Source organism: Chryseobacterium wanjuense, assembly GCF_900111495.1.
In the GTDB taxonomy this organism is placed as follows: domain Bacteria; phylum Bacteroidota; class Bacteroidia; order Flavobacteriales; family Weeksellaceae; genus Chryseobacterium; species Chryseobacterium wanjuense.
Genome location: NZ_FOIU01000001.1, coordinates 400,438 through 416,664, shown reverse-complemented (window position 1 = coordinate 416,664; position 16,227 = coordinate 400,438). Strand labels below are relative to the sequence as shown.

18 protein-coding genes are annotated in these 16,227 nt (G+C 36.6%); 13 read left to right on the top strand and 5 right to left on the bottom strand.

Going from position 1 to position 16,227, the window contains the following annotated elements:
- The first annotated feature begins 19 nt into the window (after positions 1 to 19).
- From BMX24_RS01865 to BMX24_RS01855, 5 genes are all read left to right on the top strand, one after another.
- Positions 20 to 514, top strand: coding sequence for a phosphoglycerate mutase family protein (locus BMX24_RS01865; protein ID WP_089790386.1), 495 nt, complete (start codon positions 20 to 22; stop codon positions 512 to 514).
- A gap of 247 nt (positions 515 to 761) precedes the next feature.
- Complete coding sequence (locus BMX24_RS21105; RefSeq protein WP_170835637.1) at positions 762 to 926, top strand: hypothetical protein; 165 nt, start codon at positions 762 to 764, stop codon at positions 924 to 926.
- 1 nt (position 927) lies between these two features.
- Complete coding sequence (locus tag BMX24_RS01860) at positions 928 to 1,284, top strand: DUF7674 family protein (protein ID WP_089790385.1); 357 nt, start codon at positions 928 to 930, stop codon at positions 1,282 to 1,284.
- A gap of 78 nt (positions 1,285 to 1,362) precedes the next feature.
- Complete coding sequence (locus BMX24_RS21415; protein ID WP_262485632.1) at positions 1,363 to 1,494, top strand: hypothetical protein; 132 nt, start codon at positions 1,363 to 1,365, stop codon at positions 1,492 to 1,494.
- A gap of 50 nt (positions 1,495 to 1,544) precedes the next feature.
- Positions 1,545 to 1,940: a DUF7674 family protein gene (locus BMX24_RS01855; protein ID WP_089790384.1), complete on the top strand. Its 396-nt coding sequence runs from the start codon at positions 1,545 to 1,547 to the stop codon at positions 1,938 to 1,940.
- A 52-nt stretch (positions 1,941 to 1,992) separates the two neighbouring features.
- Here BMX24_RS01855 and BMX24_RS01850 read toward each other — a convergent pair whose 3' ends face one another.
- On the bottom strand, positions 1,993 to 2,508 hold the full coding sequence (locus BMX24_RS01850; RefSeq protein ID WP_089790383.1) for a thioredoxin family protein: 516 nt from the start codon (positions 2,506 to 2,508) through the stop codon (positions 1,993 to 1,995).
- A gap of 135 nt (positions 2,509 to 2,643) precedes the next feature.
- On the opposite strand from BMX24_RS01850, the gene BMX24_RS01845 reads away from it, so the two are divergent.
- Positions 2,644 to 2,832, top strand: a complete 189-nt coding sequence (locus tag BMX24_RS01845; protein ID WP_089790382.1) for a hypothetical protein — start codon at positions 2,644 to 2,646, stop codon at positions 2,830 to 2,832.
- A gap of 190 nt (positions 2,833 to 3,022) precedes the next feature.
- On the opposite strand, the gene dnaK is transcribed toward BMX24_RS01845, so the two are convergent.
- Positions 3,023 to 4,918, bottom strand: coding sequence for a molecular chaperone DnaK (dnaK, locus tag BMX24_RS01840; protein WP_089790381.1), 1,896 nt, complete (start codon positions 4,916 to 4,918; stop codon positions 3,023 to 3,025).
- A 245-nt stretch (positions 4,919 to 5,163) separates the two neighbouring features.
- Between dnaK and ppk1 the strand changes: the two genes are divergently transcribed.
- From ppk1 to BMX24_RS01810, 7 genes are all read left to right on the top strand, one after another.
- Complete coding sequence (gene ppk1 / locus BMX24_RS01835) at positions 5,164 to 7,236, top strand: polyphosphate kinase 1 (RefSeq protein WP_089790380.1); 2,073 nt, start codon at positions 5,164 to 5,166, stop codon at positions 7,234 to 7,236.
- Positions 7,233 to 8,117, top strand: coding sequence for a Ppx/GppA phosphatase family protein (locus BMX24_RS01830; protein WP_089790379.1), 885 nt, complete (start codon positions 7,233 to 7,235; stop codon positions 8,115 to 8,117). Before ppk1 ends, BMX24_RS01830 begins: the two co-directional genes overlap by 4 nt.
- 445 nt (positions 8,118 to 8,562) lie before the next feature.
- Entirely contained in the window at positions 8,563 to 9,216 is a 654-nt protein-coding gene (locus BMX24_RS01825; protein WP_089790378.1) for an NAD-dependent epimerase/dehydratase family protein, read from the top strand.
- Positions 9,213 to 9,365 (top strand): hypothetical protein, encoded by a 153-nt coding sequence (locus BMX24_RS21100; protein ID WP_170835636.1) that lies wholly within the window; start codon positions 9,213 to 9,215, stop codon positions 9,363 to 9,365. Before BMX24_RS01825 ends, BMX24_RS21100 begins: the two co-directional genes overlap by 4 nt.
- A 178-nt stretch (positions 9,366 to 9,543) precedes the next feature.
- Entirely contained in the window at positions 9,544 to 12,582 is a 3,039-nt protein-coding gene (locus tag BMX24_RS01820; RefSeq protein WP_089790377.1) for a choice-of-anchor I family protein, read from the top strand.
- 93 nt (positions 12,583 to 12,675) lie between these two features.
- Positions 12,676 to 12,882, top strand: coding sequence for a Sir2 family NAD-dependent protein deacetylase (locus BMX24_RS01815; protein WP_317040868.1), 207 nt, complete (start codon positions 12,676 to 12,678; stop codon positions 12,880 to 12,882).
- Positions 12,883 to 12,899: 17 nt separating this feature from the next.
- Positions 12,900 to 13,613: a barstar family protein gene (locus BMX24_RS01810; RefSeq protein ID WP_089790376.1), complete on the top strand. Its 714-nt coding sequence runs from the start codon at positions 12,900 to 12,902 to the stop codon at positions 13,611 to 13,613.
- A 40-nt stretch (positions 13,614 to 13,653) separates the two neighbouring features.
- Here BMX24_RS01810 and BMX24_RS01805 read toward each other — a convergent pair whose 3' ends face one another.
- The 3 genes from BMX24_RS01805 to BMX24_RS01795 all read right to left on the bottom strand — a co-directional run bounded on the left by BMX24_RS01805 (position 13,654) and on the right by BMX24_RS01795 (position 16,133).
- Entirely contained in the window at positions 13,654 to 14,268 is a 615-nt protein-coding gene (locus tag BMX24_RS01805; protein ID WP_089790375.1) for a response regulator transcription factor, read from the bottom strand.
- Positions 14,269 to 14,730: 462 nt separating this feature from the next.
- Positions 14,731 to 14,979, bottom strand: a complete 249-nt coding sequence (locus tag BMX24_RS01800; RefSeq protein ID WP_089790374.1) for a NifU family protein — start codon at positions 14,977 to 14,979, stop codon at positions 14,731 to 14,733.
- A 44-nt stretch (positions 14,980 to 15,023) separates the two neighbouring features.
- The gene (locus BMX24_RS01795) at positions 15,024 to 16,133 is read right to left on the bottom strand and encodes an Mrp/NBP35 family ATP-binding protein (protein WP_089790373.1); all 1,110 of its coding nucleotides are present in this window, start codon (positions 16,131 to 16,133) and stop codon (positions 15,024 to 15,026) included.
- Positions 16,134 to 16,227 lie beyond the last annotated feature (94 nt).

Here is a 16,227-nt window from a genome sequence, read left to right as displayed (position 1 = left end):
TCCATAATAAATAACTCGGATGAAAAATTTAGTAACAATACTTTTAGTGCTTTTTTCCTTTACATTTCTGCATTCTCAGAATACCAGCATTTACATCGTAAGACACGCGGAAAAGGATATTTCTGATGCAAATAATAAAAATCCCAACCTTAGTGAAGTTGGAAAACAGAGAGCAGAAGAACTCTTGAAAAAACTAAAGAACGTAAAATTTTCAGCTGCCTATTCTACCCCTTTTTATAGGACTCAGCAGACTTTGCAACCTATTGCAGCATTCAACAAAATTGAAATTACCAGCTACAACCCTTCCGATAATAAAAAACTTGTTGACGAAATTCTCAACAATTATTCCGGTAAAAATGTAATTATCGTGGGGCATTCTAATACAATTCTCAGTATTTTGGAAGCCTTTGGAGCCAAAAAACCTTTTGAAACGATTTCTGAGGACGATTATTCTAACCTGTTCCAGATTATAATTGATAAAAACACAGTAAAGCTTCAATCCTCGAAATATTAATTCAATAAATACTTTTTAACGCAAAGCCTAAAAAGAATTAAAAAAATCAATCAAATACACATCCTCAGGAAAACCCTGAGGATTTTTTTATGCCTTTTCATTCTGATAAAAACCTTATCATTTTGACATGATTTTTTTCCTTAAAAATTTAAATTAAAACCAATAAAACACTCATTTACAATTAATTAAATTAAAATAATTTTCAAAGGAATGCAATTGGCATCATGATTCCCAAAACATAAGCAAAATGGACTTAAAGACTTTAAACAGAATTGATAAGCTAAGAAGATTAAAAAGCAAAGGACCGGCAACCCCAAAATGGATGAAGCCTTATCACCTTTTATTGATGGCATTTCTGGTCGTCTTTATTTTCGGTGGTATTATTAAAGTGTTAGAATTAAATCAAAATTAATATGAATTATTTAGAAGCTGCTCAGGAAATTACAGACGTGATTCCCGATATCCAAAGCGAATGGAAAGGAAACAGAACACAAAATTCTTACAGTGTCATGCAGACTTTCACAGACCAGATTAAAAACATGATCCGCCAGAACGACAGAAATCTTTTATTTAAAAGCTTAAAAAAGATGGATGAAATTTACAGAAATGGCGATGTTGTATTAAAAAATGCTATTGAAAATACATTCATCTTTTCACTGGACAATTCTACCGCTTTTTGCACTGAAGAATACCGGAAAATGATTTTTAGTCACATTTCCCAGGATTTGCAGAGAATTTATGCCAAGCAGATTTATAACCATGGCATATAATTCATTACAATATTCACCTATTTCATTACAAAAACGAAAAAAATAAGATATTATAAACGTATTAAAAATCAACAATTTATGAAATCAAAAATCAGAAGAATATCAGACTGGAAAACACTGAAAACAACCACCAACAGACACAATCTGGAGATTTTAGCAACTCACATTGCAGTGATTGTGGGTGTATTTATTTTTGCTGCCTGTTTGTAAACTTTGGTATACTTTTCGTGGCAATAGATGTGTTCTGAAAAATATTAATTATGATGAATGTACAAATGCAAACTATTAACCAAAAAATAGCTATTGAATATTTAAAATTTTTCTATCCAACACTTCGACCTGAAATCTCGCAATTATCTGTACAAGAGAACTTTGCAGGAGCGATCCAGGCGACAGTCAATTATCTGAAAGACCTTCTGCAGGAATCGAAGATCAACATTATAGCCCACCACATCAAACTGATGGACTGGCTGTACAGAAACGGGAATTCGTACGTAAAATCGATGATTGAAAATCTTTTCGTAAGATCGTTCGAAAGCTTTAAAAAGCACGCCAAAATAGAACACTGGAAGCTTCTTTATCAATACATGCCTGTGAGTTTCCAGGTTATTTATAATGACCAGCGAAAGCAGGATAAAATATTCTTTGGTAAATAAAATTTAATTAAAAAAATAAACTCCCCAAACAAAATATTCGGGGAGTTTTTTATTAATTCTTTTTTGCGAAAACCGTTTGTATGGTTTGAAGTTCTTTATCATTCATTTTTGAAGATTCCTTCAGTTTTGCTATGAAAACAGCAACTTCTTCAGCAGTTGAAGGGCAGCCAAGATTTTCATTTTTTTCATTAAAAGAATCTGCGAGCACCTCACCTTTAGGATTCAGAACCAGCCAGAATGGAAGTCCTGCATTTTCTCCTTTATATTTATTCATCAGCTCCTGGCCTCCCGGATTTTCAAGTTTTTTCTTTTCACCCATCTCCTGCACATCAACGTATGTCGTAACAAATTTTTTGTCAAAAATCGGTTTTGTTTCCGGCAGATTCATATTCTTCTCCATCACATGGCACCATTTGCACCATGACGCATGGAAGACCAGAAGTACGTTTTTATTCTTTGATTTTGCTTCGGTAAGGGCTTTATTTAATACTACATCAGCTTTTTCCTGAGCAAAGTTGAATTGAAATAGGAATATTGTTAAGATTACAATAATTTTAGAAAACTTCATTTAAATGTTATTTTTGAGGTTAAAAATTATACTAATGTAGAGATTTTTTGTTTTAATTAAGTAAAATTTCTTTGTTGTAAATAATCTTAGCTCAATAAAGAAATTCTTATATTTGTTTATAAAATTTGTTACACAATGAATATTTCTGCTGAAAAAAATGAAATTATAAAGTGGATAAATTCTTTGGAAAATCCTGAAATAATTGAAGAAATTAATAAAATTAGTCTCAGAAAATCTTTTGATTTTGAAAAAGAGTGGCAAAGAGGAATTTCAGGAGATGAGTTTAAAAAAAAGAACCAAAACAAACTCCAATTAACCTTATAGAATTAGGTTCAAAATATATTTTTTATAAAGCGAACCAAAATACAACCTGGTATATTTTCTTTGAAACTTCTGGAAATCGTTATTTGGTAACCTTCATTACGAATAATTATTCTGAAATTATTCAGTTTTATAATAAAAAAATCCCCTCGCTTACGCTCGGGGATTTCTATTTTTATCAGTGTTTAACTGCTTACTTGACTTCTTCGAAATCTGCATCCTGTACATCTTCGTTTCCTGCATTTCCACCAGGATTCTGAGCTCCTGCGTCTGCACCTTGAGCACCTTGTCCTGCTGCATACATCTCTTCTGAAGCTGCCATCCATGCTGCGTCTAAAGCTTCTGTTTTAGCTTTTACGTCGTCTGCATTTTTAGCTTCGAAAGCTGTTTTCAATTCTCCGTGAGCGGCTTCGATTGCTGCTTTTTTGTCAGCAGATAATTTATCACCAAACTCTTTCAATTGCTTTTCAGTCTGGAAGATCAATCCGTCAGCTTTGTTGAAGATTTCAACTTCTTCTTTTCTCTTGGCATCTGCTGCAGAATTTTCCTGAGCTTCTTTCTTCATTCTTTCGATTTCTTCGTCAGAAAGACCTGAAGATGCCTGGATTTTAATCGTCTGTTCTTTACCAGTACCTTTATCTTTAGCAGAAACACTTAGAATACCGTTTGCGTCGATATCGAAAGTCACTTCGATCTGAGGAACCCCTCTTGGCGCCGGTGGAATATCCGTAAGGTCGAATCTACCGATTTCTTTGTTGTCGTTGAACATTGGTCTTTCACCCTGTCCTACTCTGATGCTTACAGCCGGCTGGTTGTCGGAAGCTGTAGAGAATACTTCAGATTTTTTGGTTGGAATGGTTGTATTTGCTTCAATTAATTTAGTAAATACAGAACCCATTGTTTCGATACCTAAAGAAAGTGGTGTAACGTCAAGAAGCAATACATCTTTCACATCACCTGTCAGTACACCTCCCTGAATAGCAGCACCGATAGCTACCACCTCATCCGGGTTTACTCCTTTAGAAGGTTTTTTACCGAAGAATTTTTCCACTTCTTCCTGGATGATCGGGATTCTTGTAGAACCACCTACCAAGATTACTTCGTCGATATCTGAAGTTGATAAACCTGCATCTTTCAATGCTTTAGCAACCGGCTCCATAGATCTTCTTACCAAGTCAGAAGCTAATTGCTCGAATTTAGCTTTAGTTAAAGACTTTACTAAGTGTTTAGGACCTGTAGCTGTAGCCGTGATATAAGGAAGGTTGATTTCAGTTTGCGGAGAAGAAGACAATTCTATTTTTGCTTTTTCAGCAGCTTCTTTCAATCTTTGTAATGCGATTGCATCAGATTTTAAGTCAACACCTTCTTCAGCTTTGAATTCATCAGCCATCCAGTTGATGATCACATCATCAAAGTCATCACCACCTAAGTGCGTATCACCGTTTGTAGACAATACTTCGAATACACCGTCTCCAAGATCAAGGATAGAGATATCGAAAGTACCACCACCAAGGTCATACACAGCGATTTTCTGGTCTTTGTGATTCTTATCTAATCCATAAGCTAATGCTGCAGCTGTAGGCTCGTTGATGATTCTTTCTACTTTAAGACCGGCAATTTCACCAGCTTCTTTAGTAGCCTGTCTTTGTGCATCGTTGAAGTATGCAGGAACAGTGATTACCGCTCTTGTAACCTCTTGCCCAAGATAATCTTCAGCAGTTTTCTTCATTTTCTGAAGAATCATTGCAGAGATCTCCTGTGGCGTATATTCTCTATCGTCGATTTTTACTTTTACTGTATCGTTTGGTCCTTTTACTACTTCATATGGAACTCTTGAAATTTCGCTTCCGTCATCTTTAAAATGAGTACCAATAAATCTTTTGATAGAGTATACGGTTTTCTTTGGATTCGTTACAGCCTGTCTTTTTGCAGGATCTCCCACTTTTCTTTCTCCATCTTCTGTAAACGCTACAATAGAAGGAGTCGTTCTTTTACCTTCTGCATTAGGGATAACAACAGGGTCTTTACCCTCCATTACAGCAACGCAAGAGTTGGTTGTTCCTAAGTCAATTCCAATTATTTTACTCATAATATTTTATATTTTTTCTAAATTTTTAATTTTAATTTACACTCTCAAATTCTCAATATCTGTACCAGACAAGGTTTTATGACAAAATGACAGAAAAGTCTTATTTCAGTGGAAAATCAAGGTTAAAAATGTCTTTTAAACAGTCTGAATATTGACAAAACCTGAAAAAATTAATCAAAGTTTAACCTACTTCATATCTATAATAACCCGCCGAATTATTATTTTTGATGAATATAAACTAGAGAATGTCATTACACTTCAATCCGAGAGATATCACATGGCTTGCCTTCAACGAAAGAGTTTTGCAGGAAGCGATGGACGAAAAAGTACCTTTACACCTGAGAATCCGTTTTTTGGGGATTTTCTCCAACAATCTTGATGAATTTTTCAGAGTGCGGGTCGCAGGATTAAAACGTGCAATGGATTTTAAGGAAAAAGTAATTGCAGAATCTTTTTATCAGCCACCTTCAAAGATCCTTCAGAAGATCAATGACATTGTGATGAGACAGCAGCAGAATTTCGACAAAACCTGGAAAAAAATTCTGGGAGAAATGGCTGAGCATAAAGTTTTCATTAAAACTTCAAAGAATTTAACGGCCAAGCAAAAAGAATTTGTCAGAACCTATTTTGATGAAGTGGTGGAATCAAACGTAATTCCCATCCTTCTTCACGAAAATACGCCGATGCCTTACATGAGAGACAAAAGTCTTTATCTGGGCGTTGCAATGAGAAAAAAAGACTGGCAGTATTCGAGTAATTATGCCATTATTGAAATTCCTTCTCGTTTTGTGGGAAGATTCGTTTTGCTTCCGACAGAAGATCCGGAGGAAAAAGATGTGATGTTGCTGGAAGATGTTATTACCTTCAACTTACCCCATATTTTCTCCTATTTCGGATATGACGAATTTGCGGCAAATGCCTTTAAAGTAACAAAAGATGCCGAGCTGGATCTGGATAATGACATCCGCACCAACTTTGCTGAGAAAATCGAAAAAGGATTAAAAAACAGGAGAAAAGGAAAACCGACCCGTTTTGTCTTTGATAAAGATATGGATAAGGCACTTCTTGAAATGCTGATCCGAAAATTGAACCTAACCAAAAAAGACAGCATCATCCCAGGTGGAAAGATTCATAATTTCAAACATTTTATGGATTTCCCTGATGTTTTTGAAACCTATGCAAGACCTGTCGAGAGAACTTCCTTCACCCATCCCGCTTTTGAACATGGCGAAAGAGTGACCGATGTTATTCTAAAACATGATGTGCTCCTTACCTTCCCTTACCATAAATACAATCCGGTGATCGACCTTCTTCGTGAAGCCGCAATGGATCCGGATGTAAAATCGATTCAGATTACGGCGTATCGTTTGGCGAGCAGCTCAAAAATCATTAATGCTTTGATCTATGCAGCCAGAAATGGAAAAGAAGTAACGGTGATGCTGGAACTTCAGGCAAGATTCGATGAAGAATCCAACCTGGAATGGAAAGAAATGCTGGAACCGGAAGGAATTACCGTTCTGGTAGGGCTTCCGAATAAAAAAGTACACGCCAAATTATGTGTCATCAAAAAAAGAGCGCACAACAAAACCATTCAGTACGGTTTCATTAGTACCGGTAATTTCAATGAGAAAACGGCAAGAATTTACGGAGATCATCTGGTAATGACCGCAGACCGAGGCGTAATGGCAGATATTAATAAAGTATTTAATATCCTGAAAAAGCCTAAAGACGACTTTTTACCTGTCCTTAAAACCTGTAAAAATCTGTTGGTTTGTCCACAATTTATGCGGGAAAAAATTGTGCATCATATAGATAAGGAAATCGAGGAAGCAAAAGCAGGGAGAAGAGCCGAAATGATCATCAAAGCCAATTCGGTAAGCGACAGAGCTTTAATTGAAAAATTATACGAAGCAGCGCAGGCCGGAGTGGTTATCAGAATGATTGTAAGAGGAATCTATTGCGCGATCAATCAAAAAGATTTTAAAGAAAAAATAAAAGCGATAAGCATCGTAGACGAGTATCTGGAACACGCGAGAGTCATGTATTTTTACAACAAAGGCTCAGAAGACATTTATATTTCTTCCGCAGACTGGATGACGCGAAATCTCGATTACAGAATCGAAGCTGCGGCAAAGATCACAGACAAGAATCTGAAGAAAGAACTGAAAGATATTCTGGATATTCAGTTGAAAGATAATGTAAAAGCTCGTATTTTAGACAAAAAATTGGGCAACGAATACATCAGCAACAACAAAGAAGAATGTCGTTCTCAGATAGAAACGTATAAATATTTAAAAGCAAAAACAGACAAAAAATGAAGATTGCAGCCATAGACATCGGTAGTAATGCGGCCAGACTCTTAATTAATGAAGTAAAATTCAACAACAAAGAGCCGGAATTCATTAAGCTTAATCTTTTAAGAATCCCTTTACGATTAGGGATGGATGTTTTCACATTGGGAAAAATCGGCCCAGAAAGAGAAAAAATGGTGATCGATTCGATGAAAATTTTCAGCGACCTGATGAAAATCTACAAAGTGGAACATTACAGAGCCTGTGCTACCAGCGCGATGCGTGATGCTACGAACGGACAAGACATCATCCGCGAAGTAAAGGAAACTTCGGGAATCGATATCGAAATTATTTCCGGAGATGAAGAAGCAACTTTAGTTTTTGAAAATCACGTTGCAGAAGGCTTGGATAAAGACTTTGCTTATTTATATATCGACGTAGGCGGCGGTTCTACCGAGCTTACTTTCTACGAAAACGGGAAAATGATCTACGAAAAATCTTTCAACATCGGAACCATCCGTTTGCTGAATAATTTGGTAACGCCCGATAACTGGAAAGATATGAAAGAAGAAATCAGGAAAAATATCAACAGCAAAAGACCTATCGTAGCCATCGGTTCGGGAGGAAACATCAACAAAGTTTTCTCGATGAGCAAAACCAAAGACGGCAAACCGATGTCGCTTTCCCACCTGAGAAAAGTCTACAAAGAATTCGACGGACTTTCTGTGGAAGAAAGAATGACAAAATACAATATGCGTGAAGATAGAGCGGATGTTTTGGTTCATGCCTTAAAAATTTTCAACAATGTGATGACCTGGTCGGAGATCAACCGGATTTTTGTTCCGAAGATTTCTGTTGCAGACGGGCTCATCCACAATATTTACAGTAAACTGCAGCATAAAAGATAATTCACAAAATAAAAACCGGTCGATAAGATCGGTTTTTATTTTTTTAGGAGCTGTTTCCCGCTTTCCTCTATATCTTTTGGGTTACGGCTTCCGCTTCGCTTCAGCCGCAACCCAAAAGGATGTCGTTTCAATCGGGGCTAGGGTATTTGTCGTTATTTCAATAGTCTAAACCTTGACAAGGCTCACGATTTCAGCACACCTTTCTCATCCTGGAAGGATCTCTGCACTATTTTAAAATAACTCTAATCTGATTAAAAACTTTCCTTTCTCTTTCTACCGTTGAGATCCTTCCTGAATGACATAACAAACGATGTGCAAAATATTCTTTTCATTTATAGGTTTGCTTCATTCTACGCAATGACCTAAAAAAAATCTGTATAATTTTTGCTATTTTTTAAAGTAAAGTGAATTTCTAAAACGTCATCAAAATAACAACATTAAAAAAATGAACTCAATTAAAATAATTCTCACAGGTGCAACAGGAATGGTAGGAGAAGGCGTTTTAATGGAATGTCTTGAAAATCCGAATGTTTCCGAAGTTTTAAGCGTAAGCAGAAAGCCTTGCGGAAAAAAGCACGCCAAACTAAAAGAATACATCATCCCGGATTTCCTGAACATCGGCCTGAATGACGAAAATCTTAAAGGCTACGACGCATGTTTCTTCTGCGCCGGAATCAGCAGTGTAGGAATGAATGAAGAAGATTATACCAAAATTACTTACGGCACAACCCTACATTTTGCAAAAGCTGTTTTAAACCAAAATCCGGATATGGTTTTCAACTATGTTTCCGGGGCACATACCGACAAAACCGAAAGCGGAAAACTGATGTGGGCAAGAGTAAAAGGCAGAACAGAAAATGCCTTAAGAAAATTGGGCTTCCGTTCGGAGTACAATTTCCGTCCCGGTTTTATGAAACCCGTTGAAGGTCAGGTGAATGTAAAATGGTTTTTTAAACCTTTTATCTGGTTTTTTCCTGTGCTATTACCTTCAAAATCACTAACTTTGCACGACGTTGGCAAGGCAATGATCAATGCAGTGAAAAAAGGGTACCCAACCTCTACATTAGAAATTAAGGACATTAAAAATCTGGCGATATGAAAGAAATGTTAAAAAGAATTTTTCTGGTTGCCTTTATATTACTCGTTTTAGTTGCAATTTCGGGGTTTTTCTATATGCAAAAACACCCATTGGACGGAAAAAAATCAACAGGAAAAAACCTGAATTTTTCCGGAAAGGTTACTAAATAAGTAAGATCGTAAAGACCAAAGGTTCGCAGAATTGCTTTAGCCATTTTGCCCTTTCACCCTGCTTCATTTTCAGCCTTTTTTACAAATCATTACATAATATTAAACATTTCTTAAGATTCCATTAAAATAGTTACAAAGTAGAAGGTTCATTTTTGCATAAATTTAATGTAAGTAAAAAATGATTAACAACTACTTATTAAAAGGCTCTGTAGTAGCCGCATTCTTTCTTCAGGGTGCAGTTTTCGGACAGACAAACCTTATCCATTACTGGAATTTTAATAACAATGCTTCCGCAGCTACCATCATAACGCCTACATCCACTTTGGTTGGAGGTTCCATGGCTGTCGTGACAAGCGGAACCACCGAGATCGATTTCGCGGGAGGAACGGGACAAAACTTCAATGTAGAAAATTTAAATGCCAGAAACGGCGACGCTTCAGGAACGCATTTGAGATATAACTTCCCTATTAACGGGAATTTACAGTTTAATTTGCCGACAACAGGCTATAACAATGTTGTTGTAAAATTTACGACCAGAAGATCAGGTTCAGGAGCAGGAACCCAGACCTGGTCTTATTCTACGGATGGAACAACTTTCCAGACTTACCAGACGGTTTCTCCGCTAGACGCCAATCCGCAACTGGTAACTTTTGATTTTTCTGCCATTGCGGGCGTGGCCAACAATCCGAATTTTAAACTAAAAGTTGAGTTCTCAGCAGGTTCGGGAGGAACTGTCGGGAACAACCGTTTCGACAATTTTACAGTCGATGCAACAGCAGCTGGAGGAGCCGACACTACTCCACCCACCGTAACTTATCTTCCTGCCAACAACACAAATAATGCCTCAACTACCGCAAATCCTACGATTTCTTTCAATGAAAATATAAGATTAGCCGACAATTCTGCGATCAACGATTCTAATGCACAAAATCTTGTAGATTTCCGTCTTGGAAATTCTTCAGGAGCTCAGGTTCCCTTCATGACGACTTTCGCTAACAATAAAATCACGGTTATCCCGACTTCAGGGCTAGTTCCGAATCAGGCTTATTATTTAGCATTAAAACCGAATATGGTGGAAGATACGAGTGATAATGCCGTGACAACTTCAACGTCTGCAACGTTTACAACAGCGGGAACTTCTATTTCTTTAGATAAAAATTTCATTAAAGTCAATGAGAATGCGGGGACTTTAGCATTTAAAATCAATGTTAATAATCCATCTGCTTCATCGGTAAATTTGGTGGTAAAACCGGCTCCGTTCGGTACTGCGGACAGTAATGATTTTACTTTGGCCAATCAAACCATTACCCTTACTCCTTCAACGACAGATTATACGGTCAATATTCCAATCAACGATGATGCTTTAGAAGAGCAACAAGCGGAATATTTTGTAGTAAGCCTTGAAAATCCGGTTGGTGCAACGATTTCGGGTGACAACAATGCAACAGTGTATATTGTTGACAATGACAAACCAGCGCCTGTTCCATCCAATCAAATTTCATTAAATTATATCGGAAGCTTCGATCCTTCTGGAAACAATAACAGTTCTACGGAAATTGTAGTTCATGATCCTTCAACCCAAAGACTATTTACGATCAGTTCAATTACCGATGTTTTTGACATTATTAATTTCAGTAATCCAAATACGCCAACGGTTGTAAATACCATTAATATGGCTCCTTACGGCGGAATTACTAGCATCGCCGTGAAAAACGGAATCATTGCAGCTGCTTCTCCGAATGCCAATCCGCAACAAAACGGTTCTGTGGTTTTCTTTGATATTAACGGAAATTTCCTGAAGCAAGTTACGGTAGGTGCGTTACCGGATATGGTGACATTCTCTCCGGACGGAACAAAAGTGATCACAGCCAACGAAGGCGAACCCAACGACGCTTATACGGTAGATCCGGAAGGAACCATTAGTATTATTGATATTTCGGGAGGAATTAACAACCTTTCTCAAAGCAACGTAACAACGCTTAATTTCAATGCTTTTGATTCTCAGGTTGCAACATTGGCGGCGACAGGTTTAAGAAAAGTAAGAACCAATAATACCTTGTCTCAGGATTTGGAGCCAGAATATGTTACCATCAGCGCAGACAGCCAGAAAGCCTGGGTTACACTTCAGGAAAATAATGCCGTTGCGGAAATTAATTTAGCCACTAAAACAATTACAAGCATTTGGGGGCTGGGCAAAAAAGATATGAGCCTTCCAGGAAACGGTTTTGATGCTTCTGATAACAATGGTGAAGTTTTAATCGCCAACTGGCCCGTGAAAGCTTATTATATGCCTGATGCCGTTCAGAATTTTAAAACAGGAGGCACAAATTATGTGATAACTGCTAACGAAGGTGACGAAAAAGATCTTTCAGGCTTCAGCGAAAGAACAACGGTAGGGGCAAATAATTATACTTTGGATGCCACACTTTTCCCACAATCATCTATTTTAAAAGCATCCTATAACTTAGGAAGATTCAGGGTTTCTAATGCGACAGGAAATACAGACGGAGATGCGGAATTTGAGGAAATTGCAGCATTGGGAGCTCGTTCGTTCTCCATTTTCAATGCCGATACCAAACAGATCGTTTACGACAGTGGTGACAGGTTTGAAAGATATCTTGCCGCCAATCATCCATTGATTTTTAATGCTGATAATGAATCCAACGGAGCCAAAAACAGAAGCCGCGCCAAAGGTCCTGAACCGGAAGGTATAGCTTTAGGAACTATCAATGGGCAAACGTACGCCTTCGTAACATTGGAAAGAACCGGAGGTGTGATGGTCTACAACGTGACAGATCCGAATAACCCGACTTTCACGGATTACAAAAATTCCCGAATGACCTCGGCTTATGGTGGTGATAACGGCCCGGAAGGTATCATCTACATCGCTCCTGAAAATACGACGACAGGAAAAGGATATGTAGTAATCGCCAACGAAATCAGCGGAACATTATCGATGTACGAAATCGCTTCTACAACGCTGGCAACCGGTGAAGTAAAAGCTGAAAAAGCGACCTTCAATGTATTCCCGAATCCGGTTACAAAAGGAAATACGCTGTACTTCAACAGAGCTCAGGATTATGAATTGTATGATATGTCCGGAAAATTAATCGGAAAAGAGAAAAACGCTTTAACAATCGAAACTTCGAAGCTTTCTACAGGAGTTTATCTGGTAAAAACTTCGGAAGGACACTTAAAAAGAGTAATTGTAAAGTAGAATATATTATTTAGTTGATTAAAAAAAGCTCCGGAATTGTTTCGGGGCTTTTTTGTTGTGGAGAAATTTATTAGTTTTAAACTTTATAAAGCTATGAAAGAGCAATTAGAAGAAATCATCCATCAGATTTATCATAAAGAAAAACGAAATCTTTTCACTTTTCTTACCGGTGCTGGAATTTCATCAGACAGCGGAATTCCCACTTATCGCGGCATCGATGGGATATGGGTAAAAGGAACTCAATTTCACAAACCGGAAGAAATCGACGAAGGTTTTGAAATTGATTACAGAAATTATTAAAAACTTACACAAATAAAATGTTTGCATTCTCATTAGACACTGGTGAAGAGACCGAAATTATCACATATATTGATGACGCCAAAAATCTTGAAAGTAATGAAACCAATCTTGGTTATCGTGAATTAAGATTAATAAACGTTCATGATGTTGAAAAACTTAAATATGAAATTGAAAAAGCCACAAAACTTTATGATAATAATGGCTACATTCATATGCTTGACAAGGATAAATCTATTGTAACTTCAACTTTTATCAGTAAAGTTCGAATCATTAAATCTAAAAAGAACAACATCACATTAAACGGATATGTATGGCATCCTCCAAAAGGTTTTCTTAAAGCATGGAAAATGTACCTTAACAATGAGATTACCGAAAAAAATACATGGAAAAAACTTGATAAAGATGAATTGCAAGGCTGGCTCGTTTTCACAGGATGTGTGAGAAGACCGGAAATTGATAGGGAAAATATTATCATCCAGCTTGATGGAAATAATTTTCACAATTTGGATGAATTGTTTTGTACACTGGGCGAAGAAGTGAATGGAATTGCAGGATATTTCGGTAGACAATTATCTGCTCTATACGATTGTTTATGCGGGGATTTTGGAGTAAAATCAATTGCAGAAATCACATGGCATAATCATGAAAGAAGTAAAAAACTTTTAAAGAAAAATTTTGATAAAATTATTGATATTTTTAACAAATTCAACATCCGTATTATTTTAAAATAAAACAAAACCCAGCGAAAAAAATTCACTGGGTTTCTCTATCTTAATGCATATCATCATAAATTCTCACGAGGTCTACAACATTTTTCACATTCAGTTTTTCAAAAATCTTTTTCTTGTAAGTGCTTATCGTAGACATTTTCAGATTCAAAATATTCGATATTTCTATATTTCCGTTGCCTTCCGCCAAAAGCTTGAATATCTGAAACTCCCTTTTGGAAAGCCTTTCCACAGAATGAGACTCGGTGGAGTGAGACACCAGCTTTTTCATCATATTTACGGTATAATAATATCCTTCTTCAAATATGGATTTTACCACCATCAGGATCTCAGATTCCGATGCTCCTTTATTGAGATACCCCGCTGCTCCTTCTTCTATGTACTGGATTCCAACATTTTCTTCATACGTAGAAAATATTAAAATTTTTAACTGCTTCTGCTTCTTTTTAAGCTCTTTTACCATTGCTTTGAAAATACTCTGAGGGATATCGATATCAATAATCAGAAGATCGTACATCTTTTTAGAAACCATCTCCTTGGCCTCATTGTAAGTTTCGGCAAAATCTATCTTACAAGAGCTTCCCAGCTTTGATTCAAGCAATAACGCAGTACCAGTTCTCACAACATAATGTCCGTCAGCAATGAGTATATTTTTCATAATTCTTAGTTTTTGATAATAAATTCCACAAAACAGTATTTTTCCGGAAATATGGAAATAATAATATTCGGGGCTTTTCCACTTACAAAATGCAATACAAGTAATAGACCAAATACCACGTGTTTTTCTAATAAATTTCTTTATTTAAAAGGGTTTGGGGAATATTTTTATACAATTTTTCTAACCCTGAAAAATTTTCAGAATTCAGATTTTTGATTTTTTTTGCGCAAACTGCCTTAAAAAATACTGGACCTTAAAATGTTAGATTAAAAAGTATATTACATGCACACATCCCATATAGCATTGTAAATAATTTTTTTACAAAAATAATACATATAATATTCACAACGGTGTAGAATTATTACTATAAAAAATTTCATAATTTTTTTAAGTTTTTCTTAAAAAAGACAAAAAAAGACAGACCTAAAAAGTCTGCCTTTAAAAAAATATATTTTTATTTTCTTACTCTACGCTTATTACTTTCTCGATTTCAGGAGCGTGTTGTTTGATTGTATTTTCCACCCCTAATTTTAACGTTGAAAAATTAAGAGAACAACCAGAACAGTTTCCTAAAAGCTTTACATAAACCAAGTTATCTTTCACATCAATCAGCTCGATATCGCCTCCGTCTTTATTCAAAAACGGTCGGATACTTTCCAAAGCTTCCATTACTTTCGTTACTGTTTCTTCGTGCGTTATATTTGTTTCCATATTTTTTTCGGTTCAATTCGGTTTTTTCAGTTGATGAAAAATATTTATTTTTTAGCTTTCGGAGAACATCCCGCCATTGTGGTGATCTTTACCGCTTCCGTCGGAGGAAGATTTTTATTTCTTTCCACCAGACTTTCCACCATATTTCGGGCAGTTTCGGTATAGATTTCTGCAATTTTAGAATTTTCCTGTAAAGCAGCCGGTCTGCCTACGTCTCCTGCTTCCCTAATGCTCTGGATCAAAGGAATCTCTCCCAATACAGGAATTCCAAGATCTTCAGCTAAATACTGCGCTCCCTGTTTTCCAAAGATATAATATTTATTGTCAGGTAATTCTTCCGGTGTAAAATACGCCATATTTTCTATTAATCCAAGAACAGGAATATTAATGCTTTCCATCTGGAACATAGCAATCCCTTTTCTTACGTCTGCCAAAGCCACGTGTTGAGGTGTACTTACGATCACCGCCCCTGTTACAGGAACTTCCTGAATAATAGACAAGTGGATATCACCAGTTCCCGGAGGCAGATCGATCAGTAAAAAATCTAATTCTCCCCAAGCTGCATCCCTGATCATCTGGTTTAAAGCTTTTGAAGCCATCGGACCTCTCCAAACCACAGCCTGATTAGCTCCTGAGAAATATCCTATCGAAAGCATTTTCACGCCGTAATTTTCAATAGGTTTCATTAAATTTTTACCGTCAATTTCCACAGAAATCGGCTTCTGACCTTCCGTATCAAACATGGTAGGAACAGACGGCCCGTAAATATCGGCATCCAATAATCCTACTTTGAAACCCATTTTTGCTAAAGTAACCGCCATATTTGCTGAAACGGTAGACTTACCAACACCTCCCTTTCCGGAAGCGATGGCAATAATATTTTGAATTCCGGGAATCTGCTTCCCTTTGATCTGACTTTGCTGAATTTCACTAGGTTCCGGAGAAACGATTTTTAATTTTAAATGAACCTCTTCACCAAATTCGCTGGCAAAAGCCTGCTTCATCGCTGCTTCCAGCTTTTTCTTTTCGTGCATTGCAGGTGAGTGAGCCGTCATGTCTATATACACGTCATTGCCCATAACCTGAAAATTGGTCACCAAATCATCAACTTCTATCTCTTTAAGGAAATTCTGAACCTTTTCTTTCGTCAACATAAACTAAATAAATTGTTTACAAATTTACGTAATTTTTACCTATTTAGAATAAGTAAACTCAATGATAGATATTTTCTTTTGTGAATGCAAATTT